This is a genomic window from Pseudomonas sp. GW456-12-1-14-TSB6, assembly GCF_059424205.1.
This window is the reverse complement of sequence record NZ_JBWKZE010000013.1, coordinates 34,901-60,537: the sequence shown is the minus strand read 5'-3', so window position 1 is coordinate 60,537 and position 25,637 is coordinate 34,901. Positions and strand designations below refer to the sequence as shown.

Annotated in this window: 20 protein-coding genes; 7 read left to right on the top strand and 13 right to left on the bottom strand. The window is 60.6% G+C overall.

Translation table 11 applies throughout. The annotated features are described in order from the left end of the window. Positions 1-2: 2 nt before the first annotated feature. The gene (locus AC07Y2_RS14350) at positions 3-1,400 is read right to left on the bottom strand and encodes an FAD-dependent oxidoreductase (protein WP_170844910.1); all 1,398 of its coding nucleotides are present in this window, start codon (positions 1,398-1,400) and stop codon (positions 3-5) included. Between the two features lie 66 nt (positions 1,401-1,466). Then, positions 1,467-2,792 (bottom strand): MFS transporter, encoded by a 1,326-nt coding sequence (locus AC07Y2_RS14345; protein WP_007951542.1) that lies wholly within the window; start codon positions 2,790-2,792, stop codon positions 1,467-1,469. A 270-nt stretch (positions 2,793-3,062) separates the two neighbouring features. Here AC07Y2_RS14345 and AC07Y2_RS14340 point away from each other — a divergent pair, with 270 nt between their 5' ends. Then, complete coding sequence (locus AC07Y2_RS14340) at positions 3,063-3,935, top strand: LysR family transcriptional regulator (RefSeq protein WP_103386197.1); 873 nt, start codon at positions 3,063-3,065, stop codon at positions 3,933-3,935. A gap of 136 nt (positions 3,936-4,071) precedes the next feature. Here AC07Y2_RS14340 and AC07Y2_RS14335 read toward each other — a convergent pair whose 3' ends face one another. Then, on the bottom strand, positions 4,072-4,932 hold the full coding sequence (locus AC07Y2_RS14335) for a LysR substrate-binding domain-containing protein (protein ID WP_103386198.1): 861 nt from the start codon (positions 4,930-4,932) through the stop codon (positions 4,072-4,074). Between the two features lie 113 nt (positions 4,933-5,045). Here AC07Y2_RS14335 and AC07Y2_RS14330 point away from each other — a divergent pair, with 113 nt between their 5' ends. From AC07Y2_RS14330 to AC07Y2_RS14320, 3 genes are all read left to right on the top strand, one after another. Next, complete coding sequence (locus tag AC07Y2_RS14330; protein WP_103386199.1) at positions 5,046-6,155, top strand: 2-aminoethylphosphonate--pyruvate transaminase; 1,110 nt, start codon at positions 5,046-5,048, stop codon at positions 6,153-6,155. Positions 6,156-6,212: 57 nt separating this feature from the next. Then, positions 6,213-7,040, top strand: a complete 828-nt coding sequence (phnX, locus tag AC07Y2_RS14325) for a phosphonoacetaldehyde hydrolase (RefSeq protein WP_103386200.1) — start codon at positions 6,213-6,215, stop codon at positions 7,038-7,040. Between the two features lie 195 nt (positions 7,041-7,235). After that, the gene (locus tag AC07Y2_RS14320; protein ID WP_039767559.1) at positions 7,236-7,790 is read left to right on the top strand and encodes a cytochrome b; all 555 of its coding nucleotides are present in this window, start codon (positions 7,236-7,238) and stop codon (positions 7,788-7,790) included. Here the strand turns inward: AC07Y2_RS14320 and AC07Y2_RS14315 are convergent. Next, complete coding sequence (locus AC07Y2_RS14315; RefSeq protein WP_103386201.1) at positions 7,787-8,695, bottom strand: 1-aminocyclopropane-1-carboxylate deaminase/D-cysteine desulfhydrase; 909 nt, start codon at positions 8,693-8,695, stop codon at positions 7,787-7,789. The genes AC07Y2_RS14320 and AC07Y2_RS14315 overlap by 4 nt on opposite strands. Positions 8,696-8,736: 41 nt before the next feature. Then, on the bottom strand, positions 8,737-10,776 hold the full coding sequence (locus AC07Y2_RS14310; protein ID WP_103386202.1) for an NADPH-dependent 2,4-dienoyl-CoA reductase: 2,040 nt from the start codon (positions 10,774-10,776) through the stop codon (positions 8,737-8,739). A gap of 205 nt (positions 10,777-10,981) precedes the next feature. Between AC07Y2_RS14310 and AC07Y2_RS14305 the strand changes: the two genes are divergently transcribed. Beyond that, positions 10,982-12,112, top strand: a complete 1,131-nt coding sequence (locus AC07Y2_RS14305; protein ID WP_103386223.1) for a nitrilase-related carbon-nitrogen hydrolase — start codon at positions 10,982-10,984, stop codon at positions 12,110-12,112. Positions 12,113-12,115: 3 nt separating this feature from the next. Continuing rightward, on the top strand, positions 12,116-13,156 hold the full coding sequence (locus AC07Y2_RS14300; protein ID WP_103386203.1) for an AraC family transcriptional regulator: 1,041 nt from the start codon (positions 12,116-12,118) through the stop codon (positions 13,154-13,156). Positions 13,157-13,476: 320 nt separating this feature from the next. Here AC07Y2_RS14300 and AC07Y2_RS14295 read toward each other — a convergent pair whose 3' ends face one another. Together AC07Y2_RS14295 and AC07Y2_RS14290 are read right to left on the bottom strand one after the other, a co-directional pair. Then, a complete protein-coding gene (locus AC07Y2_RS14295) occupies positions 13,477-14,334 on the bottom strand; it encodes a DUF2242 domain-containing protein (protein ID WP_039767568.1) in 858 nt (285 codons plus the stop codon). A 92-nt stretch (positions 14,335-14,426) separates the two neighbouring features. Continuing rightward, positions 14,427-15,326 carry a LysR family transcriptional regulator gene (locus AC07Y2_RS14290; RefSeq protein WP_103386204.1) on the bottom strand — a complete coding sequence of 300 codons (900 nt, stop codon included), beginning with the start codon at positions 15,324-15,326 and terminating at the stop codon, positions 14,427-14,429. Positions 15,327-15,448: 122 nt separating this feature from the next. Between AC07Y2_RS14290 and AC07Y2_RS14285 the strand changes: the two genes are divergently transcribed. Then, on the top strand, positions 15,449-16,654 hold the full coding sequence (locus AC07Y2_RS14285; protein ID WP_103386205.1) for an MFS transporter: 1,206 nt from the start codon (positions 15,449-15,451) through the stop codon (positions 16,652-16,654). 60 nt (positions 16,655-16,714) lie between these two features. Here AC07Y2_RS14285 and AC07Y2_RS14280 read toward each other — a convergent pair whose 3' ends face one another. The 6 genes from AC07Y2_RS14280 to tig all read right to left on the bottom strand — a co-directional run bounded on the left by AC07Y2_RS14280 (position 16,715) and on the right by tig (position 25,233). Continuing rightward, complete coding sequence (locus AC07Y2_RS14280; RefSeq protein WP_103386206.1) at positions 16,715-18,586, bottom strand: SurA N-terminal domain-containing protein; 1,872 nt, start codon at positions 18,584-18,586, stop codon at positions 16,715-16,717. Between the two features lie 231 nt (positions 18,587-18,817). Then, complete coding sequence (locus AC07Y2_RS14275; protein ID WP_002552737.1) at positions 18,818-19,090, bottom strand: HU family DNA-binding protein; 273 nt, start codon at positions 19,088-19,090, stop codon at positions 18,818-18,820. 148 nt (positions 19,091-19,238) lie between these two features. Then, positions 19,239-21,635, bottom strand: a complete 2,397-nt coding sequence (lon, locus tag AC07Y2_RS14270) for an endopeptidase La (RefSeq protein WP_039767614.1) — start codon at positions 21,633-21,635, stop codon at positions 19,239-19,241. A 162-nt stretch (positions 21,636-21,797) separates the two neighbouring features. After that, on the bottom strand, positions 21,798-23,081 hold the full coding sequence (gene clpX, locus AC07Y2_RS14265) for an ATP-dependent Clp protease ATP-binding subunit ClpX (protein WP_007951558.1): 1,284 nt from the start codon (positions 23,079-23,081) through the stop codon (positions 21,798-21,800). A gap of 113 nt (positions 23,082-23,194) precedes the next feature. After that, complete coding sequence (clpP, locus tag AC07Y2_RS14260) at positions 23,195-23,830, bottom strand: ATP-dependent Clp endopeptidase proteolytic subunit ClpP (RefSeq protein WP_007951559.1); 636 nt, start codon at positions 23,828-23,830, stop codon at positions 23,195-23,197. Between the two features lie 92 nt (positions 23,831-23,922). Continuing rightward, positions 23,923-25,233: a trigger factor gene (tig, locus tag AC07Y2_RS14255; protein WP_074689056.1), complete on the bottom strand. Its 1,311-nt coding sequence runs from the start codon at positions 25,231-25,233 to the stop codon at positions 23,923-23,925. Positions 25,234-25,637: the final 404 nt, after the last annotated feature.

Sequence of the window (25,637 nt, the reverse complement as noted above, 5' to 3'; positions counted from 1 at the left end):
GCTCAAGCCTTGTCGGCCTTGCCCGCCGCCGCTGCGAATTTCGCCAGACGCACATCAAGATGCCGGGGCCGCCGACCGTGATCCTCGGCGCGCTCCTTGCGGCGAATGGCGTTGCGCACCATCAGCGAGCCGAGGTAGCGGATCGGCTCCGGCGGAAAGTAACCCAGCGGCCCGTTGACCAGTGGCGAACGCGTCCACGGGTTGTCGAGGCCCTGCACCAGCGAGGCGAGAATCTGCCCGCCCATGTGGCACGGCCCGACACCGCTGCCGGAATAACCGAAACCGTAGAACACATTCCCGCTGGCACTCATCCGGCCGAAGAACGGCAGGCCGGTGACCGAGCGATCCGAGGGGCCGTTCCAGGTTGCGTCGACTTTCACATCGGCAAAGGCCGGGAAGAAGTCGTCGAGGCTGCGCTTGAGCAACCCGGTATAGGGCGAGGGCTGGTCGAACACCGGCAACATCCGCCCGCCGTAAGCGAAGGTATTGCCGCCCTTGCCGAGCATGATCCGACCGTCCGGGGTGTTGTGGTAGTAGTGCACGAAAATCCGCGAATCGAGCACGGTCACGCCGCTGGTCAAACCGATTTCCTGCAACAGATCCGGACGCGGTTCGGTGATCAACATGTCGCTGGAGACGATCGCCACACTGCGCTCGAACTGCGGGAACGCGCGGGCCATCCACGCGTTCATCGCCAGCACCACGCGGTCGGCGGTCACCCGGCCGCTCGCCGTGTGAAGGCGCGCCGGCCGGCCCTCCTCCAGCCCGGTCATCGCCGTGCCTTCATGAATCCGCACGCCCAGTTGCAACGCCACCCGGCGCAAGCCGCGCACCAGTTTGCCCGGCTGCACGCTGGCGGCGGCCGGCGAGAACCAGCCTTCCAGATGTTTTTCCGATCCGGCCATGCGCTGTACATCGGCGACCGGCCGCTGGGTAAACGAGTTGATGCCATTGCGCTCCAGCGCCGCAATCACCGCATCGGTCGAGCCGCATTGCGCGCGGTTGGTGGCGGTGTAAAGCGTGCCGTCGAGGCGGTAATCGGCATCCACGCCGTACTGCTCGCAGAACTCGCCGATGGCGTGGATGCTGCGCTCGGATTCCTTGACCAGCCGCACCGCCTCCTCGACGCCGAACAGTCGTTCCAGAGTGAAGTACTTCGCCGACCACGACAGCGCACAACCGCCGTTGCGCCCACTGGCGCCGGCGCCGCAAATGTCGGCTTCGATCAGCAACACATCGAGCTCGGGGTTCTGCTGCTTGAGCATGATCGCTGTCCACAACCCGGTGTAACCGCCGCCGACGATACACACGTCGGTGCGCACATCGCCTTGCAGCGGCGGGCAAGGTTCGGACGTGTCGAGCTGCAAAGCCTGCTCCAGCCAAAACGGTCTCATGAAAATTCTCCAGTCAGTCGGCCACGGCACAGCCTGCCGCGAGTGCCGCAGCAGGCCGCGAGGCGAGGGTTTTCAGTTACGCAGGGGTTTGATCGTCAGGGCGCGGTTGGGCACGTAGGCACGTGGTTCCATGACGCCGACCGGGCGGCTGTTCCAGTGCGGAATCAGCACCAGCGCCGAAAACAGCGCGCAACCGGCGAACACGATGAACACCGTCACCGAGTCGAAGTAACCCGGCAGCAAACCACCGAGCACCGCACCGACCGAGCCGCAGCCGTTGACGAATCCGGCCGCCGTGGCGCCGGCCTTGGCCTTGCCGAAATCGATGGCGGCTGCGCCGCTGATCATCGAATCCGGGCCGTACAGGGTCAGGCCCATCACGAACAACAATGCGACCACCAGCATCACGCTGCCGGTGTGCAAGGCGCCCATGAACAGCGCGAGGGTCACGGTCAGCGCCAGCAGACTCAACACGCAGGCCGGCATGCGGCGGGCGCCGAACAGTTTGTCCGAGGCCAGGCCGATCATGATCGGACCCAGCAGGCCCGCCAGTTCAAATGCCGTTGGAATGATCGCCGCACCGACCTTGCCGACCGAAGGCATCTGCTCGAACACAATCACCGGGCCCCACAGCAGAATCGCGTAACGCGCCGGTTTCAGCAGGAAATACGCCAGACCCAGCACCAGCACCGTACGGTTGCGCAGGATTTCCTTGAGTGGCTCCCAGACGCTGAGTTTGCTGTTGGCTTCGGCCTCTTCGGCGCTGATCACCGGCTCCGGCTCCACGGCGGGCAGGCCAACATCTTCCGGTTTGTCGCGCTGGAAGATAAAGAACAAAACCGCCACCACCGCGACCACCGCCGCGCTGGAAATGAACGCCGCGTGCCACGAACCGATCAGCGTGTACGCCCACCAACCGGCGAACGGCGAGGCCACCAGACCGCCAAATGCATAACAGGAACTCCACAACCCGAGCACGCGCCCGCGTTGTTCGGAAGGGAAGAAACTGCCGAGGTTCTTGCACAACCCCGACCAACCGGTGGACTGCGCCAGGCCCTGAATCAACATGCAGGTGGCGAAGATTGGCAAGGTCGCAAAACTGCCCATCACCAGCGCTGCCGCAGCGGAAATCAGCAACCCGCCAAGCACCACGACCCGTGGGCCGAAGCGGTCGGCGAGCATGCCCCAGGTGAACTGGCCGATGGCGTAGGCCGCCAGGTAAATCGCGTCGAGGTTGGCCATGGCCATTTTGTCGAGGGTGAAACTCGGGTCTTCGGCGATGCCCAGTTTGGCCACCGAAAAGGCTTTGCGGGTGAAATAGAACGCGGCGTAAGCGAGCCAGGTGACAGCGAAGATCTGCATGCGCCAACGCGCAATGGTGCCGATGTGCTTGTTCATTGTGGTTCTGACCTCAGGGTGTGAGTGTGCCGGCAGAATCGATGAGTAAACGCCTGTGTTTTTATTGTTGAGCACTGCGATATCACCCCGTCCCTTTGGCGACACCGGTCAGATGAGTCCTGGTTTTGCACGCACAGGCTCATGGCCAGCATCGCTGCCCGACCGGGCAGTCAGCGTTGGCGTGAGCCGATCAAAGCAATTACTGTTTAATAAATAAAATCGATTTATCGTATTTCACACATAAGCTCAGCTTGTTACTGGAGTCAGAACATGTCGGTTTCACACGCACAGCTCAAAGCCTTTCACGCCGTGGCCGTGCACGGAAGCTTCACCAAGGCCGCCGAGCGGCTTTATCTGACGCAGCCGGCGATTTCCGACCAGGTGCGCAAGCTGGAAGAACGCTTCGGTGTGTTGCTGTTCCATCGCAACAAACGCTCGGTGCGCCTGACCGATTTGGGCGAGCGCTTGCTGGCGATCACCCAGCGTCTGTTTGTGGTCGAGGCCGAAGCTCAGGAGTTGTTGCAGGAGTCTCAGGCCTTGCAGACCGGCAGCCTGATTCTGGCGGTGGATGCGCCGGTGCATGTGTTGCCGCAGATCGCCCGGTTCTGCGAACGCTACCCGGGGATCAGCGTAAAGATCGAGACCGGTAACACCGATGAATCGCTGTTTCGACTGTTCAACTATCAGGCCGATCTGGCGTTGCTCGGGCGCGATGTCAGCGATGAACGCCTGCTGTGTGTGCCGCTGCGCAACGACCCGATGGTGGCGTTCGTCTCGCGCCATCATCCGTGGGCCGAGCGTGAATCGATCTGCCTGGAAGATCTGGACGACACGCCGCTGGTGCTGCGCGAACACGGCTCGGTGACCCGCCAGACCCTGGAAGAAGAAATGGCCCGCGCCGGTTTCCGCATCCGCCCGGCGATTCAGGTCGAAGGCCGGGAAGCAGCACGGGAGGCGGTGGTGGTGGGGATTGGCGTGGGGGTGGTGTCGGCGGCGGAGTTTGGTGCGGACTCACGGGTTTGCGCGCTGCCGATCACCGATTGCACCCGGCGGTTGACCGAGACACTGGTGTGCCTGCGCGAGCAGAGTTCGCGGCGGGTGGTGGCGACGTTTCTCGAAATGGTGCGCGAAAGCCTCCCGTAGATCGTTCCCACGTCGAGGCGTCGAACCGTCCGCGTGGGAATGCAGCCCGGGACGCTCCGCGTCCCATTCGAGAGCTGGAACGCGGAGCGTCCCTTGAGGCGTTCCCACGCAGAGCGTGGGAACGATCTGGTGGTGATCAGTTGGGGGCCAACCCGAAAAACGCCTGAATCAACCGTAGCTCCCGCCGCCGCTCCACGCAGCCGATCATGTGCCGGTTTACCAGCCCTTCTCCGGCAATGGGAATCGCGACGACACGGGGGTCATGACTGACCTCCACCGATGACACCACACCTACCCCCAACTCAGCCGCCACCGCTTCCGTCACCGCCTCGCGGCTGTCCAGTTCGAGCAACACCCGTGGACTGACCGACGCCTGGGCACAGGCCTGATCAAAGGTGCGCCGGGTAATCGAACTCGGCTCGCGCAAGACCATGATCACCTGATCCAGCTCCTTGAGCCTGACCTCACCGCTGCGAGCCGCCCACGGATGTCCCGCCGGCACCAGCGCGCAGATCCGCGATTCACTCAATGCTTGCAGATGCAGCCCTTTGCGCGGTTCCACCTCGGTCAGCACCGCCACATCGGCATGCTCGGACAACAACGCCGCCAACGTTTCCTGAGCGTTGCCCAACCGTAGATTCACCGTGATCCCCGGATAGTGCGCCCGCAGGCTGGCAAGCATCGGCATGACCATGTGCGGGCCGTCCGCCGCCACCTCAAGGCGTCCGGTCAGCAACTGCCGATTGGCTTCCAGCAGCGCCTGCGCCTCTTCGGCCATGCCGAACATCGCCCGGGTGATTGCCGCCAGTTTGGTGCCCTCCTCGGTCAGCTCGACCCGGCGCGCGGTGCGTCGTAACAGGGTGATTTGATAATGCTCCTCCAGCGCCTTGATGTGTCCGGTGACCGCCGGCTGGCTGATGAACAACCGCGCGGCGGCACGGGTGAAGCTGCCTTCCCGGGCCACGGCGTCGAAGGCGCGGAGCTGGAACAGGTTCATGAATAACCCTCACTGATGGCTGGCATAACAACAAACAATTTGATTGATGATCCGGCGAATTGCAACGTAGGCCCCGTAGCTTCATCCCACAGCGCTATCGCGAGGACACACGAATGAGTACTGCCGCACCCATCCTGCTCACTCCCGGCCCGTTGACCACCTCGGCCCGCACCCGCCAGGCGATGATGGTCGACTGGGGTTCATGGGATGACCGCTTCAACCAATTGACCGCCAGCCTGTGCGAGCAACTGCTGGCGATCCTCAACGGCGCCGACAGCCACCACTGCGTACCGTTGCAGGGCAGCGGCACCTTCGCCGTCGAAGCTGCGATCGGCACCCTCGTCCCCCGCGACGGCAAGGTGCTGGTGCTGATCAACGGCGCCTACGGCAAGCGTCTGGCGAAAATCTGCGAAGTGCTCGGCCGCTCGTTCAGCACCTTTGAAACCGCTGAAGACGAACCGACCACCGCCGCCGACGTCGACCGCCTGCTGCGCGCCGACGGCGACATTACCCACGTCGCGCTGATCCACTGCGAAACCAGCACCGGTATTCTCAATCCGCTGCCGGAAATCGCTCAGGTCGTCGAACAACACGGCAAACGCCTGATCATCGACGCCATGAGTTCCTTCGGCGCCTTACCGGTGGATGCACAAAAAATCCCGTTCGATGCGCTGATCGCCGCCTCCGGCAAATGCCTGGAAGGCGTGCCGGGCATGGGCTTCGTGTTTGCCCGCAAGGAATCTTTGGCCGCAGCCGCTGGCAATTCGCATTCGCTGGCGATGGACCTGTTCGACCAGCACAGCTACATGAAGAAGACCGGCCAGTGGCGGTTCACCCCGCCAACCCACGTAGTCGCGGCGCTGCACGAAGCGCTGCTGCAATACAACGAAGAAGGCGGCCTGCCGGCACGGCATGCGCGTTACGCCGCCAACTGCCAGGCATTGATGGAAGAGATGGGCAAACTCGGCTTGCGCAGTTTCCTGCCTGCTGCGATTCAGGCGCCGATCATCGCGACCTTCCACGCACCGAAAGATCCGCGCTACCAGTTCAAGGACTTCTACGAACGGGTCAAAGCCAAGGGTTACATCCTCTACCCCGGCAAGCTGACCCAGGTCGAAACCTTCCGCGTCGGCTGCATCGGCCACGTCACCCCGGCGCAGATGCGCGAAGCCGTCGCGGCGGTGGGTGAAGTGCTGTGCGAGATGGAAGTGCTCGACATCTGATTCACCCGGCCCGCTCCCTTATTTGAATTGCATCGCCCACACAGGATTCTGACCAACATGAACTACAACAACCCAACCCAGCTGCAAGCCGCCATCCTCGACTGGGCCGGCACCGTGGTCGACTTCGGTTCTTTTGCACCGACCCAGATCTTCGTCGAAGCCTTCGCCGAGTTCGACGTCCAGGTTTCCATCGAAGAAGCACGTGGCCCGATGGGCATGGGCAAGTGGGATCACATCCGCACCCTGTGCGATCAGCCGCAGGTTGCCGAGCGCTATCGCAAGGCGTTCGGTCGCACCCCGACCGACGACGACGTCACCGCGATCTACAACCGTTTCATGCCGCTGCAGAACGAGAAAATCGCAGAGCACTCGGCGCTGATTCCCGGTGCGCTGGAGACCATCGCCCACCTGCGTCAGCAAGGGATCAAGATCGGTTCCTGCTCCGGTTATCCGAAGCAGGTTATGGACAAGGTCGTGGCACTGGCCGCCACCAACGGCTACATCGCCGACCACGTCGTCGCCACCGACGAAGTGCCGAACGGCCGCCCATGGCCGGCCCAAGCACTGGCCAACGTGATTGCGCTAGGCATCGACGATGTCGCCGCCTGCGTGAAGATCGACGACACCGTGCCGGGGATTCTCGAAGGCCGTCGCGCCGGGATGTGGACCGTGGCGCTGATCTGCTCCGGCAACGCGCTGGGCCTGGATTACGAAGGCTATCGCGCACTGGGCAGCGACGCGCTGGCCAGCGAGCGCAAGCGCATTCACGCGCTGTTCGACGGCTCGCGCCCGCACTACATGATCGACACCATCAGCGATCTGCCGGAAGTGATCGCCGACATCAACAAGCGCCTGGCCAACGGCGAGATGCCGCAAAGCAGCTGATTGCATCCATCGCGGCAAAAAAAACGCCAGTGTCTGCCCGACACTGGCGTTTTTTCATGGGCGTTTTCAGTCAAATCGCTGACTCAGCTCAGTGAAAGCTTTTTTAGCCTCGGGCAAACGCGCCAAAGGGGATTACAGTTAAGGCATGCCGTCGCAGAACGGCACGCTTGAGCCCTGAACCGTGAGGAACGCCGTATGCCGTGGACAAATTCCGAATCCCGTTACAGCACCGTGTCGATCCTGTTGCACTGGCTGATGCTGGTGCTGTTGGTGCTGGTGTACGCCAGCATGGAATTGCGCGGGCTGTTTCCCAAGGGCAGTGGCGGTCGCACGCTGATCCGCGAAGTGCATTACATGCTCGGGCTGACCGTGTTCGTGCTGGTCTGGTTTCGCCTGTTCGCCCGCAGCCTGGGCCCTGCGCCGAAAATCTTCCCGGCTTCGCCACAGTGGCAAACCGCCCTCGCACGCTTGATGCACTGGGCCTTGTACCTGTTCATGATCAGCATGCCGATCCTCGGCTGGCTGATCACCAGCGCCGAAGGTCATCAGGTGATGTTCTACGGTTTCGACCTGCCGTTGCTGGTGAGTGAAGACAAGGTGTTCGCCAAAGAGGTCGAGCACTGGCATGTGCTGATCAGCACCATCGGCTACTGGCTGATCGGTCTGCATGCGCTGGCGGGGATCTATCACCATTACGTGGTGCGCGATAACACGTTGCTGCGGATGATGCCCAAGCGCAGCCAGGGTTAACCGTCGAATCCGCGCCGGCCCTGCAAGCCGCCGGTGTGGACGAAGATCAAGCGCGAACCCCGGGCAAAGCGGCCCGCCTCGATCTGTTGTTTGAGCGCCAGCAAGGCCTTGCCGGTGTACAGCGGTTCGAGGGGAATGCCGCTGGCCTGTTCGGTTTGCGCGATGAATTCAAGCAGCGCCGGATCGACTTTGGCGAAACCGCCACGGCTGGCGTCGATCAGCTCGTAGCCTCCCATCTCACCGACAATTGCCTCGACATTGGTTGCGGCCCCGTGATCGTCGGGCACGGCCATTGCGCCGTACACCGCATGTTGTCCGGCCTCGGCCAACACCAATCCCGCGAGCGTGGTGCCCGTGCCGCAGGCCAGCCACCAACCGTGGTAGTCGTCCCAGCCAAGTTTGCCGAGTTGTTCACTGACCTGATCCTTCAGCGCCTCGCACCCCAGCGCCCCCGGCAAACCGCCGCCCCCTTCGGGCACCGGATGCAGCGTCGGATATTGCGCCTGCCACGGCTGCCAGAACCCCGGCTCGTGTCGCGCCCGATAGCCGCCGTAACCAAGCCAGTGCAGTTGCATGCCGAAATCCTGCAGATCCCTGACCGTCGGCGTGTCCTGCGGATGCCCGCGCAATAACCCGACGGTTGTGAATCCCAGGCGTTTGCCCGCAGCCGCCAGTGCATGCAAATGATTGGAGTGCGCACCGCCCAGGCTGATGATGCCTTCGGCACCCGCACGGTCGGCGGCGTTGAGATGTTCGACAAGTTTGAACCACTTGTTGCCGCTGATCAGCGGATCGATACGGTCCAGGCGCAGGACCGCGACTTCAATGCCGGCGGCGGTGAGCCAGTCCAGATGAAAGGGATCGAGGGGGGCTTGAGGTAGCCAGTCGGTGGGAGGCAGAAACATGAAGGCCGGCTCTGTGCAAAGAGCCGGCATTCTAGGGTGGATCAGAGCTCGGCGGCCAGACGCGAGCCCTGATTGATCGCACGTTTGGCATCCAGCTCGGCCGCCACATCGGCGCCGCCGATCAGGTGCACGTTCTGCCCGGCTTCGACCAAACCGTCGTGCAGCTCGCGCAGCGGATCCTGGCCGGCGCAGATGACGATGTTGTCCACCGGCAGCACTTGCGGCTCGCCGGTTTCGCCGATGCGGATGTGCAGGCCTTCGTCGTCGATTTTCAGGTATTCGACGCTGTTGAGCATCTGCACCTGCTTGTTCTTCAGACCGGTGCGGTGAATCCAGCCGGTGGTCTTGCCCAGACCGTCGCCGACCTTGGATTTCTTGCGTTGCAGCAGGAACACGTCGCGCGCCGGTGCGTGCGGTGCAGCCTTGATCCCGGCCACGCCACCACGGGCTTCCAGATGCATGTCGATGCCCCACTCTTTCCAGAACGCGGCGCGATCCTGACTGGTGGCCACCCCTTCGTGGACGAGGAATTCCGACACGTCGAAACCGATACCGCCGGCACCGATCACCGCCACACGCTTGCCGACCGGTTTGCGCTCGAGCAGCACATCCAGGTAGCTCAGCACTTTAGCGTTGTCGACACCCGGAATCGCCGGAAGACGCGGCGCAATGCCGGTCGCCAGAATGACTTCGTCGTAACCGCCCTCGACCAGTTTCGCCACGTCAACGCGGGTGTTCAGGCACACCTCGACGTTGGTGGTCTGCAGTTTACGTTTGAAGTAACGCAGGGTTTCGTAAAACTCTTCCTTGCCCGGCACACGTTTGGCGACGTTGAACTGGCCACCGATTTCGCTGGCCGAATCGAACAGCGTCACCTGATGCCCGCGCTCGGCGGCCACGGTGGCGGCGGACAGACCGGCAGGACCGGCACCGACCACGGCGATCTTCTTGATCTGCTTGACCGGCAGGTAGTTGAGTTCGGTCTCGTGGCAGGCACGCGGGTTGACCAGGCAACTGGTGAGCTTGCCGCCGAAGGTGTGATCGAGGCAGGCCTGGTTGCAACCGATGCAGGTGTTGATTTCGTCGGCGCGACCTTCGGCGGCCTTGTTGACGAAGTCCGGGTCGGCGAGGAACGGCCGCGCCATCGAGACCATGTCGGCATCGCCTTCAGCAAGGATCTGCTCGGCAATTTCCGGGGTGTTGATGCGGTTGGTGGTGATCAGCGGAATTTTCACCGAGCCACGCAGCTTGGCCGTGACCTTGCTGAACGCCGCACGCGGCACTTTGGTGGCGATGGTCGGAATCCGCGCTTCGTGCCAGCCGATGCCGGTGTTGATGAGGGTCGCACCGGCCTGCTCGATGGCTTTGGCCAGGGTGACGATTTCTTCCCATGTGCTACCGCCTTCCACCAGATCGAGCATCGACAGACGGAAGATGATGATGAAGTTCGGGCCGACCGCTTCACGTACGCGGCGTACGATTTCCACCGGCAGGCGCATGCGGTTTTCGTAGCTGCCGCCCCAACGGTCGGTGCGGTGGTTGGTGTGGGCGGCGAGGAACTGGTTAATGAAATAACCTTCCGAGCCCATGATTTCCACGCCATCGTACTCGGCGGTCTGGGCCAGAACCGAGCAGGTGACGAAATCGCGGATCTGTTTCTCGATGCCTTCCTCGTCCAGCTCTTTGGGCTTGAACGGGTTGATCGGCGCCTGGATCGCGCTCGGTGCGACCTGTTTCGGGCTGTAGGCATAACGGCCGGCGTGGAGGATCTGCATGCAGATCTTGCCGCCCGCATCATGCACGGCACGGGTGACGATGCGGTGCTTGAGCGCTTCTTCCTCGGTGGTCAGCTTGGCCGCGCCGGAATACACACCGCCCTCGTCGTTCGGACCGATACCGCCGGTCACCATCAGGCCGACACCGCCACGGGCACGCTCGGCGAAATACGCCGCCATGCGTTCGAAACCACCCGGCTTCTCTTCAAGGCCGGTGTGCATCGAACCCATCAGGGTGCGGTTGCGCAACGTGGTGAATCCCAGGTCCAGCGGGGCCAACAGGTGCGGGTATTGAGTGGCGGTCATCGTTAACTCCACAGCAAGCAATCACGGAAAATGCGGGAGCTCTGCGTCCCCCGTCAGTCATGCTCGACAGATTAGGAGTCGCATCGCTGTCACTCAATGACCGTAACTGACAAGTTATTGATCCAAATGCGCAGCGCCCCTTGGCAAGCCGGGGCTGGCGCCCTACCCTGTCCGCACACCCTGTACCCGGTTGCTGTTGGATTTCATGCGCAAACTTCTGTACCTGACTTTTTCCATGGCGCTCATCGCCGCGCTCACCTTCTACGCCATGTGGGCGGCTGACCGTCCGGCCGGTCATTACCTGTCGGACCTGCGGATCAAACTCGCGGTCGATCAGGGCACCCCAGCCGATCGCGGCAACCTGCTGGGCATCCAGCCCGAGCTGTTCCCCACCGACTACCAAAGCCCCGAACGCCTGCACCGCAAGCTCGCCGCCTATTTGCAGCAGGCGCAGGATCAAGGCCTGTTGAATGAAAAAACCGTGGTCATCCTGCCGGAGCATGTCGGCACCTGGCTGATGATCAGCGGCGAGAAAGATGAGCTGTACCAGGCCGCCACCCTCGCCGAAGCAATGAACTGGCTGGCGGCGAGCAACCCGGTGCAGTTTGCTCGCGCCTGGCTCACCGCCAAGGGCAGCAGCCGTCTGGATGACGCGCACCTGCGCATGAAGTCCCGGGACATGGCCAAGGACTATCAGGCACTGTTCGGTGGCCTGGCCAAGGAATTCCACGTCACCCTGGTGGCCGGCTCGATCGTGCTGCCTGAACCGAATATCACCAACGGCCGACTCAAGGCCGGCAGTGGCGCGCTGTACAACAGCACGGTGGTCTTCGGTCGCGATGGCGCCCCGCTCGGCCAGCCACAGCGGCAGATGCGCCCGATCTTCGATCAGGACGAACCATCCGGCACTCGCGCAGCTTCCCGGATCAATGTGATCGACACCCCGGCCGGACGCCTCGGCGTGTTGATCGGCAGCGACAGTTGGTATCCGGACAACTACCGCAAACTCGACGAGCAAGGCGCGCAGCTGATCGCGGTGCCCGCGTTCGTCGTCGGTCATGGCGTGTGGGATCAACCGTGGAAGGGTTACAAGGGCTTGAGCGTGCCGGACTCGGTCAGCCTTAAACCGGGAGACGTCAGCGAAGGCCAGGCCTGGCATCAACTGACCCTGACCGCGCAACCGCCGGCCAGCAAGGCGCTGGCCGGTATGAGTGTGTTCCTGCGCGGGCAGTTCTGGGATAAACCGAGTTCCGGGCAAAGTTTCCTCAGCAGCAACGGCCAGCAATTCGCCGACAGCGAAGCCCGCGGCGCGCGCCTGCTGAACCTCTGGTTGTAACCCGTGAAACCGCAGCCGATGCGTCTCGGGGATCTGTCGGTGGGCTTTGTTCACAGCCTGGCCGATGCCGTACGCAGCCATGACGTCGATCCGCTGCCATTGCTCGAACAGTACGGTTTGGACACCGCACGACTGGCCGAAGCCGGCGCCCGCCTGTCGATCCCGCGCTACATGCGCCTGGGGCATGGCGCGATTCAGCTGACCGGCGATCCGGCACTGGGGTTGCGCATGGGCCGGCTCAGTCGCCTGAGTCAGGCCGGGCTGGCCGGTGTGACCGCCGCGCAGGCCCCGACCGTGCGCGAAGCCGCTCGCTGCCTGACTCGTTTCGAACCGTTGTACGGTTCCAACTATCGCGGCCAGTCGAGTTTCCACGAAGACGCCAGCGGTGCGTGGCTGCGCTTCTACTCGATCAGCCCGTACAACGCGTACAACCGCTTTGTGGTGGATTCGATCATTGCCGGCTGGCTGCATCAGCTGTCGAGCGTCAGCCCCGAGCCCATGCGCGCCGAACGGATCGAGATCGAATTCGACAGCCCGGATTATCGCGACGCCTATGCGGTGCTCGGCGAATGCCCGATCCAGTTCGGCGCTAAACACAATCAACTGCGCCTGAGCCTCACCAGCCTGGCCCAACGCAACCCGGAGCATTGCCCCAGCACCTGGAAACATTTGCTCGGGTTGTGTGAACGGGAACTGGAGCAATTGACCCGCACCCGCAGCCTGCGCGAACGCATCACGCAATTGCTCGGGCCGTTGCTCAATGGTGGCCGGGAACCGGATCTGGAAGAAGTGGCGGCACGCCTGAAGCTGCCGACCTGGACGTTACGGCGCAAACTGGCCGAGGAAGGCACGCAGTTTCGCGCGATCCTCAATGACACCCGCCGTGATCTGGCAATGACCTACATCCGCGACACCGAACTGGCATTCGGTGAAATTGCCTACCTGCTGGGCTTTGCCTCGGCCGAAGCTTTCCAGCGCGCCTTCAAGCGCTGGAACGGCCAGACACCGGGCGAATTTCGCCGCAGTCACCGCAAGACAGGCTGACGCCTTACAGCTCGGTGGCGTCTTCCGCAGGCTCTGGTGAATCCAGCTCAAAGGCCTGGAATTCAAGCAGTTCTTCTTGATAGTCATCCATTGCGTAATCCCCCTACTACTTGCTTGAAATGGCCTGGAACAAATGACCAGTGCCTCGAGCATAAAGTGCCCGTGTGAAGGAAAAATGAAACACGGCCTTCATGAAATAAACGTAGCAGGCGGTCAGGAATTTATCGCGGGAAATTTTTCGACGGGGCTTGCAGGAAGAAGCTCAAGGGAGACAACAAAACGCCACGCGTCCGACAGGGGTCGGAGGCGTGGCGTGAAGTTCACTGCCCGGAGGCAGGCATGGCCGGGATCGGCTCGGAGGGCGGCGGTATATCCGTCGGATTGGCCGGTGGCGTGATGGTTTCCGTGGCGGGCGCAGGCTCGGTAACCGGTGCCGGGGTAATCGGCGCCGCTTCCGCTGGCGGCGCTACCGGCTCGGAACTGGCAGGGGTCGCTTCTGCAGGCGCTGGCGTCGGTGCTGCAGCGGGCTCGGCGGCCGGTGCTGGGGCCGGTTCAGCCGCTGGAGCTGGAGCCAACGGAGCCGGTGCCGCTTTAGCCTCCGGCACACCCAGGTCGGTCTTCGGTTTTTCGGTGATGTGCGCGGCCTTCTTCGCGTCAGCCGGCAGGAACAGCTCGACCAGCGTGAAGAAACGCTCGTAGAACTTCTGCGACGACACGGTTTCGCTGGCCACCTTGACCATCGAATCGTCAGACGAGCCGATCGGCATCGAGACCGAGCCCAACACGCCAACCCCGAGGCTGGCCGAGTTGTTGGTCTTCTTCAGCGCGTAGCGGTCCTGCAGGGCGTTGGCGAACACGGTGGCGTGATGGCCGGCGCTGCCATCATCGGCGCAGACCACGTTGAAGCTGATCTCCAGGTGGGTTTCGCCGGTCTGCTGGAAGCTCTTGTGCCCGCTGACCAGTTTCGGGTCGTTGCTGGTAATGATGTAGCCCTGGCTGAGCAACGCTCGGCGGGCCGCTTCGCAACTGGCGGTGTCGGTCACCGGGTAATTGCGCGAAAAGGTGCCGGAGTCGTCGAAATTCTCATGCTCGTAGATGGGCTTGTCCTTGGAGCAGCCGGCAGCGGCGGTCAGCAACAACGCCAACCCGATGAAACGCACGGGAATAGAATTCAACATTAAACATCCTGAGGGAAAACGGTCCGGGGCGTATTGTGCAACAGATCGCTGCCCCGCGGCGTATGGATTAGTGTCTTAAAACAGTTACAACTCTATCGACCTTCAGTGGCAGGAAAAAGTCGCGCCGATAAATGATCGATGAACACCCGCAACTTGGCGGTTGCATGCCGGCTCGACGGCCACAGCACCCAGAACTGTCCGACGTGCTCCAGATGCTCATCCAGCACGCGTTGCAGGCGACCCTGCTGCTGCGCCTCAAGGATCATGAAGTCCGGCAGACAAGCGATGCCCATGCCCGCCAGCGCTGCATGCCGCACGGCTTCGATCGACGTACTGACCAGGCGTGTCGGCAAGGTCGGCTCGGGAGCGCCCTCCTCGCGTTTGAACGGCCAGGACTCCAGTTTGCCGGTGGCGTGAAACGTATGGCGCAGGCAAGCGTGCTCCGCCAGATCGGCCGGGGTGTGCGGTTCGCCGCGTTCGCGCAGGTAAGCAGGACTGGCCACCAACACCATATGAAACTCGCCCAACGGTCGTGCCATCAGTCGCGAGTCCCGAGGCTTACCCGTTCGGATCACCGCATCGAAGCCCTCTTCAACCACATCGACCATGCGATCGGTCAGGTCCAGATCCAGTTCGATCTGCGGGTACAGCGCCATGAACTCGTTCATGACCGGCATCACCAGGTCATGCACCTGGGGCAGGCTGACCCGCAACTTGCCGTGAGGCGCCGCTGCGGCATCGCACAGTTCAAATTCCGCCGCCTCCACTTCGGCGAGGATCTTGCGGCAACGTTCAAGAAACAGCGCGCCTTCACTGGTCAGCGTGATGCTGCGAGTGGTGCGGTGAAACAACCGCACATTGAGTCGTGCCTCCAGTCGGGCAATGCTTTTGCCGACCGCCGACGAAGACACGCCCTGCAGGCGGCCGGCCTCGGTAAAGCTGCGGGTTTCCGCCACCTGCACAAACACTGAAATACTGCCCAGGCTGTCCATTCATCCCTCCCTGATTCACGACATTCTTGTCCGAGATGTTCGGAACCCTAACCTGTTTTTCCCGAATGTGCAGCGCCCTACCCTATGGCCTTCGTCTCCTTTGGCAAAATGGAAACCCGCCCATGAACGATGCGCCACTCACTTCCTCCACGCTCGCCGGCACCGTCGAACCCGCAGAACGATTACCGCTGGGCGCACTGCTCGCACTGGCCACCGCCGGGTTCATCACCGTGTTGACCGAGGCAATGCCCGCCGGCCTGCTGCCGCAAATGAGCGCAGGGCTTGATGTTTCTCAGGCACTGATCGGGCAACTGGTCACGCTGTACGCCATCGGTTCGATGCTGGCGGCGATTCCGCTCACCATTGCCACCCGGGGCTGGCGTCGACGCCCACTGCTGCTGGCGGCCATTGCTGGGTTTGCCATCGCCAACAGCATCACCGCGCTGTCGGAGCTGTACTGGCTGACCCTGATTGCACGTTTGATCGTAGGCGTGTTCGCCGGGCTGCTGTGGGCTTTGCTGGCGGGGTACGCGAGTCGGATGGTGGCACCCCACTTACAAGGCCGGGCGATTACGGTGGCCATGCTCGGGGCGCCGCTTGCGCTGTCGCTGGGCATTCCGGCCGGTACGCTGCTGGGTACGGCAGTCGGCTGGCGCCTGAGCTTCGCGATCATGACCGGGCTGACGTTGCTGCTGGTGATCTGGGTGCGTTGGCAAGTGCCGGACTTTGCCGGTGAGCGCGCCGGTAAACGCCTGCCACTGCGTCAGGTGTTTACCTTGCCGGGCGTGCGATCCGTGCTGTTCGTGACCCTTTCCTACGTCGTCGCGCACAACCTGTTGTACACCTATATCGCGCCCTTTCTGCAGCCTTCGGGGCTTGGCGGAGAAATCGACCGGGTGTTGCTGGTATTCGGCCTGGCGTCGGTACTGAGCCTGTGGATCGTCGGCAGCCTGATTGATCGCTGGCTGCGTCAGCTGGTATTGGTCAGCGGCTTGTTGTTTCTGCTGTCGGCGATCGCACTGGGCTTGTGGCGCGAATGGCCGGGCGTGGTCTACACCGCCACCGCCGTCTGGGGGCTGGCATTCGGCGCGATGCCCTCGCTGTTGCAGACGGCCCTGGCGAAAACCGCCAGGGAGGCTGCCGACACCGCGCAATCAATGCTGGTGACGCTGTGGAATGTCGGCATTGCCGGTGGCGGACTTGTCGGAGGCCTGCTGCTGAACAACCTGGGCGTCGGAAGTTACCCATGGATTGTCGCGGGTCTGTTGCTGCTGACCCTTTATGCGACCGTCAATGCGCGAAGCCATGGTTTCCCGAACGCCGGATAACGCGCACAAAAAAGCCCCGGATTTTCATCCGGGGCTCGGGTCTTGCGGCTCAGCCAGGCATCAGAAACGCTTGATGTCGGCTTCGGCTTCCAGCTGCTTGCGATACGCCGCGAAGTCCTGCTGACCCACACGCGAGGCGAGGAAGCGACGATATTGCGCTTTCTCTTCATCGGTCGGAGCCGCCGCTTCGTTCACGCCATTAAGGCGCACGATGGTCAGGCTACCGTCCGCCAGCGTCACGCTGGTGAAGGTCGGCTTGTCCTTGGCGGCCGGTTTCGGCATGCGGAACAACGCTTGCAGCACCGCTGGATCAACGCCTTCCTGAGCGCGGTTCGCCGCTTCAGTGACTTTCCAGCTCTGACCGTCCACCGCTTTGTCCAGAGGGGTCTTGCCATCACGCAGACTGGCGATCAGTTGCTCCGCCTTGGTTTTGGCAGCCGCGCTGGCGTGCTCTTTGGTCAACTGGGTGCGAATGGCAGCGGCCACGCTTTCCAGCGGCAATTGAGTCGGCTTGAGGTGCTCCTTGGCGCGCAGCACGATCACGGTTTCCGGATCCAGCTCGATGGCGGTGCTGTTGGCACCCTCTTCCAGCACCTCGGTGCTGAACGCGGCAGTCACCACGGCACGGTTGGCTGCAACGCCTTCGCCACCTTCACGGCCGAACGGCTTGGAGGTGTGCACGGTCAGCTTCAGATCCTGCGCCGGCTGGGCCAGGTCGGATGCTTCGAACGAAGAGTCTTCCAGTTGCTTGGTCGCCTCGACGAAACGCTGCTCGACTTGCTGGGTTTTCAGCTCGCGAGTCAGCTTGTCTTTCAGGCTGGCCAGAGTCGGCACTTCAGGCGCCTCGACACCCAGCAGCTTGATCAGATGGAAACCGAAGTCGGTGCGAACCGGCTCGGAAACCTGATCCTTGTTCAGCGAATACAGGGCTTTCTCAAAGGCTGGATCGTAAACGCCAGGACCGGCATAACCGAGGTCACCGCCGTTGTTGGCCGAACCCGGATCCTGCGAGAACTCCTTGGCCAGCGCTTCGAATTTCTCGCCCTTGGCCAGACGCGCCTGGACTTCTTCGATCTTCACCTTGGCCTGGGCTTCGGTGGTTTTGTCGTTGACTTCGATCAGAATGTGCGCCGCACGACGCTGTTCCGACAGGTTGGCGATCTCTTTCTGATACGCCGCCTGCAGGTCTTCGTCCTTGACGGCGACCTGATCGAAGAACGAAGCCTTCTTCAGCTCCAGGTAATCGATGACCACTTGATCCGGGGTCATGAACTCCTTGGCGTGCTCGTCGTAGTAAGCCTTGACCTCGTCATCGGTCAGCTTCACGGCCGAAGGGTCAGCCTTGATGTTCAGGGTGGCGAAGTCGCGGGTCTGTTTTTCCAGACGGGCGAAGGCCAGCACCTGAGCATCGGTCACGAAACCGCTGCCCGCCACACCGGCGCGCAGTTGGCCGATCAGCATTTCCTGAGCCAGCATCTGGCGGAACTGCATGCGGCTGTAGCCCAGTTGACGGATCACCTGATCGAAACGGTCGGAGCTGAACTTGCCGTCGACCTGGAATTCAGGCGTCTGCAGGATCACTTGGTCCAGGGCCGCTTCGGAGAAAGCGAATTTCGATTGTTCCGCGCCTTGCAGCAGCAGCTTGCGATCGATCAGACCCTTGAGGGCCGATTCGCGCAGCATTTTTTCGTCCAGCAAGGAAGCGTCGAAGTCCTTGCCCAGTTGTTGCATCAGCTGACGGCGTTGCATATCCACCGCCTGGCTCAGCTCGTTCTGGCTGATTTCTTCACCGTTGACCTTGGCCGCCTCATTCTTGTGAGTCGTGGCCTGGAAAATGGCGTCGAAACCGGTCAGAGCCATCAGTGCAACGATGACCCCGATAATGGTCTTGGCAATCCAGCCTTGTGAATTGTCCCTGATATTCTGCAGCATGCGTCCCCCAGAAACGGTTGAACTTCAAAATTAGGCAACCGTGGAGCGTGGGTAGAATCCGGATAGAAGAAAGGCGCATCCGAGGATGCGCCTTCTCGTAACTGGCGGAGCGGACAGGGCTCGAACCCTCGATCCCGGTGTGACAGGCAGCTATTCCCACCGCCTGCTCTACCGCTCCGCTGCCAAGTCAGGCATAACCCCGACCCGGATGGGTAAAAACCTGAATCAAACTTAGTTGACGGCTTCTTTCAGGGCTTTACCGGCTTTGAAACCTGGTTTTTTGGCTGCCGCGATTTCCAGAGTCTTGCCGGTCTGTGGGTTACGACCGATGCGAGCTGGACGATCAGTCACGGAGAAAGTACCGAAACCAACCAGAACAACGGAGTCGCCAGCCTTGAGAGCGCCAGTGACGGATTCGATTACAGCGTCCAGCGCACGGCCAGCAGCAGCTTTCGGGATATCAGCGGATGCAGCGATAGCATCAATCAGTTCCGACTTGTTCACTCTAAGTCCCCTTATATCTATTTGAGTATGATTCTAAGTTTTTTGGTGAAAGCAAAAACGAGTGCTGAATGGCCTACAGACACTTAAGAGCCGCTTTATAACAAGGGCTCTAAAAAGCTGTCAAGGAAGCCCCCCAGGCAAAAGCGTATTAATGCGTGCTAATTCTTTCCTTAGAGTCAGACTCACGTTTTTCGTCCTTGGCAACTATCTCCGGAGCCACATCCGGCAAGGGCTCCGGCGCGTATTGCAGCGCAATTTGCAGGACTTCGTCAATCCATTTAACCGGTTTGATCTGCAGATCCTGCTTGATATTGTCAGGAATCTCCTTCAGATCACGCACGTTCTCTTCCGGAATAATCACTGTCTTGATTCCGCCACGGTGAGCGGCCAGCAGTTTTTCCTTCAGACCGCCAATGGCGAGAACTTGACCACGCAGGGTGATCTCGCCGGTCATGGCGACATCGGCGCGCACAGGAATACCCGTCAAAGCCGACACCAGTGCGGTACACATGCCTACACCAGCGCTCGGGCCGTCTTTCGGAGTAGCGCCTTCCGGCATGTGGATGTGGGTGTCGCGCTTCTCGTGGAAGTCGAGCGGAATGCCCAGGCTCTTGGCACGGCTGCGCACAACGGTCAGGGCCGCAGTGATCGATTCGACCATTACGTCACCCAGCGAACCGGTCTTGATCAGTTGACCTTTGCCCGGCACCACAGCGGCTTCGATGGTCAGCAGTTCGCCGCCCACCTGAGTCCAGGCCAGGCCGGTGACTTGTCCGATCTGATCCTGCTGCTCGGCCAGACCGTAGCGGAACTTGCGAACGCCGAGGAAATGCTCCAGCAGATCAGCTGTCACTTTTACCGAGAAGCGTTTTTCCAGCGCGTGCTCTTTGACCGCCTTGCGGCAGACCTTGGCAATCTGCCGCTCGAGGCCACGCACACCGGCTTCGCGGGTGTAGTAACGGATGATGTCGCGGATCGCTTCTTCGTCGAATTCCAGCTCGCCCTTCTTCAGGCCGTTGGCTGCAACCTGTTTGGGCGACAGGTACTTGACCGCAATGTTGATCTTCTCGTCTTCGGTGTAGCCCGGCAGACGGATGACTTCCATCCGGTCCAGCAGCGCCGGTGGAATGTTCATCGAGTTCGAGGTGCACAGGAACATCACATCCGAGAGGTCGTAATCGACTTCCAGATAGTGATCGTTGAAGTTGTGGTTCTGCTCCGGATCAAGCACTTCCAGCAATGCCGACGCCGGGTCGCCACGCATGTCGCTGCCCATTTTGTCGATTTCATCGAGCAGGAACAGCGGGTTGCGGACACCCACTTTTGTCATCTTTTGAATCAATCTTCCTGGCATCGAACCGATGTAGGTCCGACGGTGACCACGGATTTCCGCTTCGTCACGCACGCCACCGAGGGCCATACGCACGAATTTGCGGTTGGTGGCATGGGCGATCGACTCGGCCAGCGAGGTTTTACCCACGCCCGGAGGACCGACCAGGCACAACACCGGGCCACGGATTTTCTTCACGCGCTTTTGCACGGCGAGGTATTCGAGGATGCGCTCCTTGACCTCTTCGAGGCCGTAGTGATCGGCGTCGAGAATGTCTTCGGCACGGGCCAGGTCCAGACGTACCTTGCTCTGAGCCTTCCACGGCACTTGAACCAGCCAGTCGATGTACGAGCGCACCACGGTGGCTTCAGCGGACATCGGCGACATTTGCTTGAGCTTGTTCAGCTCGGCAGTGGCCTTGGCCAGCGCGTCTTTCGGCAGACCGGCAGCGTCGATGCGCTTTTTCAGGTCTTCAATTTCGTTGTGGCCTTCGTCGCTGTCGCCGAGTTCTTTCTGAATGGCCTTCATCTGCTCATTCAGGTAGTACTCGCGCTGACTGCGCTCCATTTGCTTTTTGACGCGGCCACGAATGCGTTTTTCGACTTGCAGCAGGTCGATCTCGGCGTCCAGCAAGGCCAGAACGTGCTCGACCCGGGCCGACAAATCGATGATTTCGAGGATTTCCTGCTTCTGCTCGATCTTCAGCGCCATGTGCGCAGCCATGGTGTCTACCAGGCGGCCAGGCTCGTCGATGCTGTTGAGAGACGACAGGACTTCAGCCGGGACTTTTTTGCCCAACTGCACATATTGTTCGAACTGCGACAGCAGGCTGCGCACAAACACTTCGGATTCGCGCTCGGCGGCGTCGACTTCGTCGATCAGCGACACTTCGGCACGGCAGTGGCCATCGACTTCGCTGAAGCGCTCGACAGCGCCACGCTGCTCGCCTTCGACCAGAACCTTGACGGTGCCGTCCGGCAGCTTCAGCAGCTGCAGAACGGTGGCGATAGTACCTACGCGATAGAGAGCTTCTTCACCGGGATCGTCGTCAGCCGGGTTTCTCTGGGCCAGCAGCAGGATCTGCTTGTCACCCGTCATCGCGGCCTCGAGGGCTTCGATGGATTTCTCGCGCCCCACGAACAGCGGGATAACCATGTGCGGATACACAACGACATCACGCAATGGCAGGAGAGGCAATTCGATGGTGGTCTTCATGATTTCGCCTCTACGGCGGCCATATGGCCGTAATCAGATGGAATTAAGCTTGAAACCAAGATGGGGGTTGCCTTGAAAAAAAACAAGCGCAAAGCGGATGTAAAAAACGACATAAAAAAAAGAGGCCCGAAGGCCCCTTCCTTGTTCCGGCAGGCTGGGCGCTTACGCGTCCGGCGCTGCCTTGGCAGCCGGCTCACTGTTTTCGTAGATATACAGTGGCTTGGACTTGCCTTCGATCACGCTTTCATCGATCACGACTTTGCTCACCTCGGACTGCGAGGGGATTTCATACATCGTGTCGAGCAGTACACCTTCGAGAATCGAACGCAGGCCACGGGCACCGGTTTTACGCTCCAGGGCACGCTTGGCGACCGATTTCAGCGCGTCGGAACGGAATTCCAGATCCACGCCTTCCATCTCGAACAGCTTGGCATACTGTTTGGTCAGGGCATTTTTCGGCTCGGTGAGAATCTGCATCAAAGCAGCCTCATCCAGCTCGTCCAGCGTCGCAAGAACCGGCAGACGACCGACGAATTCCGGGATCAGACCGAACTTGACCAGATCGTCAGGCTCGACTTCACGCAGGGATTCACCGACTTTCTTGCCTTCTTCCTTGCTGCGCACTTCTGCGTTGAATCCGATACCACCCTTGGTGGAACGGTTCTGAATGACCTTCTCCAGACCGGAGAACGCACCACCGCAGATGAACAGAATGTTACGGGTATCAACCTGAAGAAATTCCTGCTGCGGATGCTTGCGGCCACCTTGCGGCGGAACGGAAGCGACCGTGCCTTCGATCAGTTTGAGCAAGGCCTGCTGCACGCCTTCACCGGAAACGTCCCGGGTGATCGACGGGTTGTCGGACTTGCGCGAAATCTTGTCGATTTCGTCGATGTAGACAATGCCCATCTGGGCTTTCTCTACGTCGTAATCGCACTTCTGCAGCAGCTTCTGAATGATGTTCTCGACGTCTTCACCCACGTAACCGGCCTCGGTGAGGGTGGTTGCGTCGGCGATGGTGAACGGAACGTTCAGCAAGCGGGCCAGAGTTTCGGCCAGCAGGGTTTTACCGGAGCCTGTCGGGCCGATCAGCAGGATGTTGCTTTTGCCGAGTTCGACGTCGTCAGCCTTTTTGTCACGCTGGTTCAGACGCTTGTAGTGGTTGTACACCGCTACTGCCAGAACCTTCTTGGCACGTTCCTGACCAATTACATACTGATCAAGGATGCCGCTGATTTCTTTAGGCGAAGGCAATTTATGCGCGCTGCTTTCGGCCTGTGCTTCCTGCACCTCCTCGCGGATGATGTCATTGCACAGGTCGACGCACTCGTCGCAGATAAAGACCGAGGGGCCGGCAATCAATTTGCGTACTTCATGCTGGCTTTTGCCACAGAAGGAGCAATAGAGCAGCTTGCCGTTGTCCTCGCCGTTGCGGGTGTCAGTCATTCGTTCGATCCAAATCCGATAGGCTTGCAACACAAGATGAAGGCTATTGCGGGCTTTTTCAAGCCCGCCGCTGATCAGACGCGCCGACCAAGCCTATTTTGAGCTGCTTATTTTTAAGCTGGGCGCTGGTTGATCACTTCGTCGATCAGACCGTATTCCTTCGCAGCTTCTGCACTCATGAAGTTGTCGCGGTTGGTGTCGCGCTCGATTTCTTCAAGCGTACGGCCGCTGTGCTTGGCCATCAGCGTGTTCAGACGCTCGCGGATGAAGAGGATTTCCTTGGCATGGATTTCGATGTCCGATGCCTGCCCTTGGAAACCGCCCAGTGGCTGGTGAATCATCACGCGCGAGTTCGGCAGGCAGAAACGCTTGCCAGGTGCACCGGCCGTCAGCAGGAATGCGCCCATGCTGCACGCCTGACCGATACAGGTAGTCGATACGTTTGGCTTGATGAACTGCATGGTGTCGTAGATCGACATGCCCGCTGTCACCGAACCGCCCGGGGAGTTGATATAAAGATGGATGTCCTTGTCCGGGTTTTCCGCTTCAAGGAACAGCAATTGCGCGCAAATCAGGTTGGCCATGTAGTCCTCTACCGGACCCACCAGAAAGATCACTCGTTCCTTGAGAAGACGCGAGTAGATGTCATAGGCGCGCTCGCCACGAGCAGATTGCTCGACAACCATCGGGACCAGGCCGCCGGCGGCCTGGATATCAGAGTTCTGCTGAATATAGGAATTACGGAACATGCTCTGCAGTCACTCCCAAATAGTCATGTCTTGAATACGCATAAGCCAGCTCGAAGGCTGGCTTATGGTGTGTGCTTCTAACGCAAAAACAATCAGTCGGCTTTTGGAGCTTCTACCGGCTTGACCGCTTCTTCGTAAGAGACCGATTTGTCGGTCACGCTAGCTTTCTGCAGAACAGTATCCACAACTTGTTCTTCCAGCACAACCGAACGAACTTCGTTCAGTTGCTGGTCGTTCTTGTAGTACCAGGACACGACCTGCTCAGGCTCCTGGTAAGCCGAAGCCATTTCCTGAATCATTTCGCGAACGCGGGCTTCGTCTGGCTTCAGGTCGAACTGCTTGACCACTTCAGCCACGATCAGACCCAGGACAACGCGACGCTTGGCTTGTTCTTCGAACAGCTCGGCCGGCAGTTGGTCTGGCTTGATGTTGCCACCGAACTGCTGAACAGCCTGCACGCGCAGACGGTCAACTTCGTTGGACAGCAGAGCCTTGGGCACTTCGATCGGGTTGGTGGCCAGCAGACCGTCCATGACCTGATTCTTGACCTTGGATTTGATCGCCTGACGCAGTTCACGTTCCATGTTCTTGCGAACTTCGGTGCGGAAACCGTCGATGCCGCTTTCCTTGATACCGAATTGAGCGAAGAACTCTTCGTTCAGCTCAGGCAGTTTTGGCTCGGAAACGGTGTTTACAGTCACGGTGAACTCGGCGGTTTTGCCAGCCAGGTCCAGGTTCTGATAGTCCTCTGGGAAGGTCAGGTTCAGAACGCGCTCTTCGCCGGCTTTAGCGCCTACCAGGCCTTCTTCGAAGCCAGGGATCATGCGGCCGGAACCCAGCACCAGCTGAGTGCCCTTGGCGGAACCGCCAGCGAACACTTCGCCGTCAACCTTGCCAACGAAATCGATGTTCAGCTGGTCTTCGTTCTGGGCAGCACGATCGGCCACTTCGAAACGGGTGTTCTGCTTGCGCAGGATGTCCAGCATCTTGTCCAGATCGGCGTCAGCCACGTCAGCGCTCAGGCGCTCGACGGTGATGCCTTCGAAGCCGGCAACGGTGAACTCTGGGAACACTTCGAATACGGCTACGTATTCCAGATCCTTGCCAGCCTCGAGCGATTTTGGCTCGATCGATGGCGAACCGGCCGGGTTCAGCTTCTGCTCAACCACAGCTTCGTAGAAGGAGGACTGGATCACGTCGCCGATTGCTTCCTGGCGCGCATCAGCACCGAAACGGCGCTTGATTTCGCTCATTGGCACCTTGCCAACACGGAAGCCAGCAATCTTGGCCTTTTTGGCAGTCTGCTGCAGACGCTTGTTGACCTGAGTCTCGATGCGCTCAGCCGGCACGGTGATGCTCATGCGGCGCTCAAGAGCAGTAGTATTTTCAACAGAAACTTGCATGGATATTCCTCGTTGCACAGACGTTAGCCGGCCGTTTCCGACCCAAGAATCAAGGGCAAGCATTCTAGTAGGTCAAACTCAAGAAGTCACCCTACTGAAAACGGGTAAAAAACAGCAGGCCATTTGAAGGCGGGGACAAACGGTTGCGCCTCGCCCTGTTAGCAAATACAGCCAATTCAAGCCAGGGCTCTGCGCCAACCTCTTCTATATATAGAGGCGGTTGAATCATCTCCCTGACAGCCGACCTCGCAAGCAAGGACGCCGGGCAGCGCAGCATCATCGAGCAACATTAATACGACGAAGCACCCTGCCCTGCGACCCGAAACCTGCAGCCGCGAAAATCCGAAACCGTAAAACAAAAAAGGCGCCAGACTGTTAAATCTGGCGCCTTTCGGAATATGGGG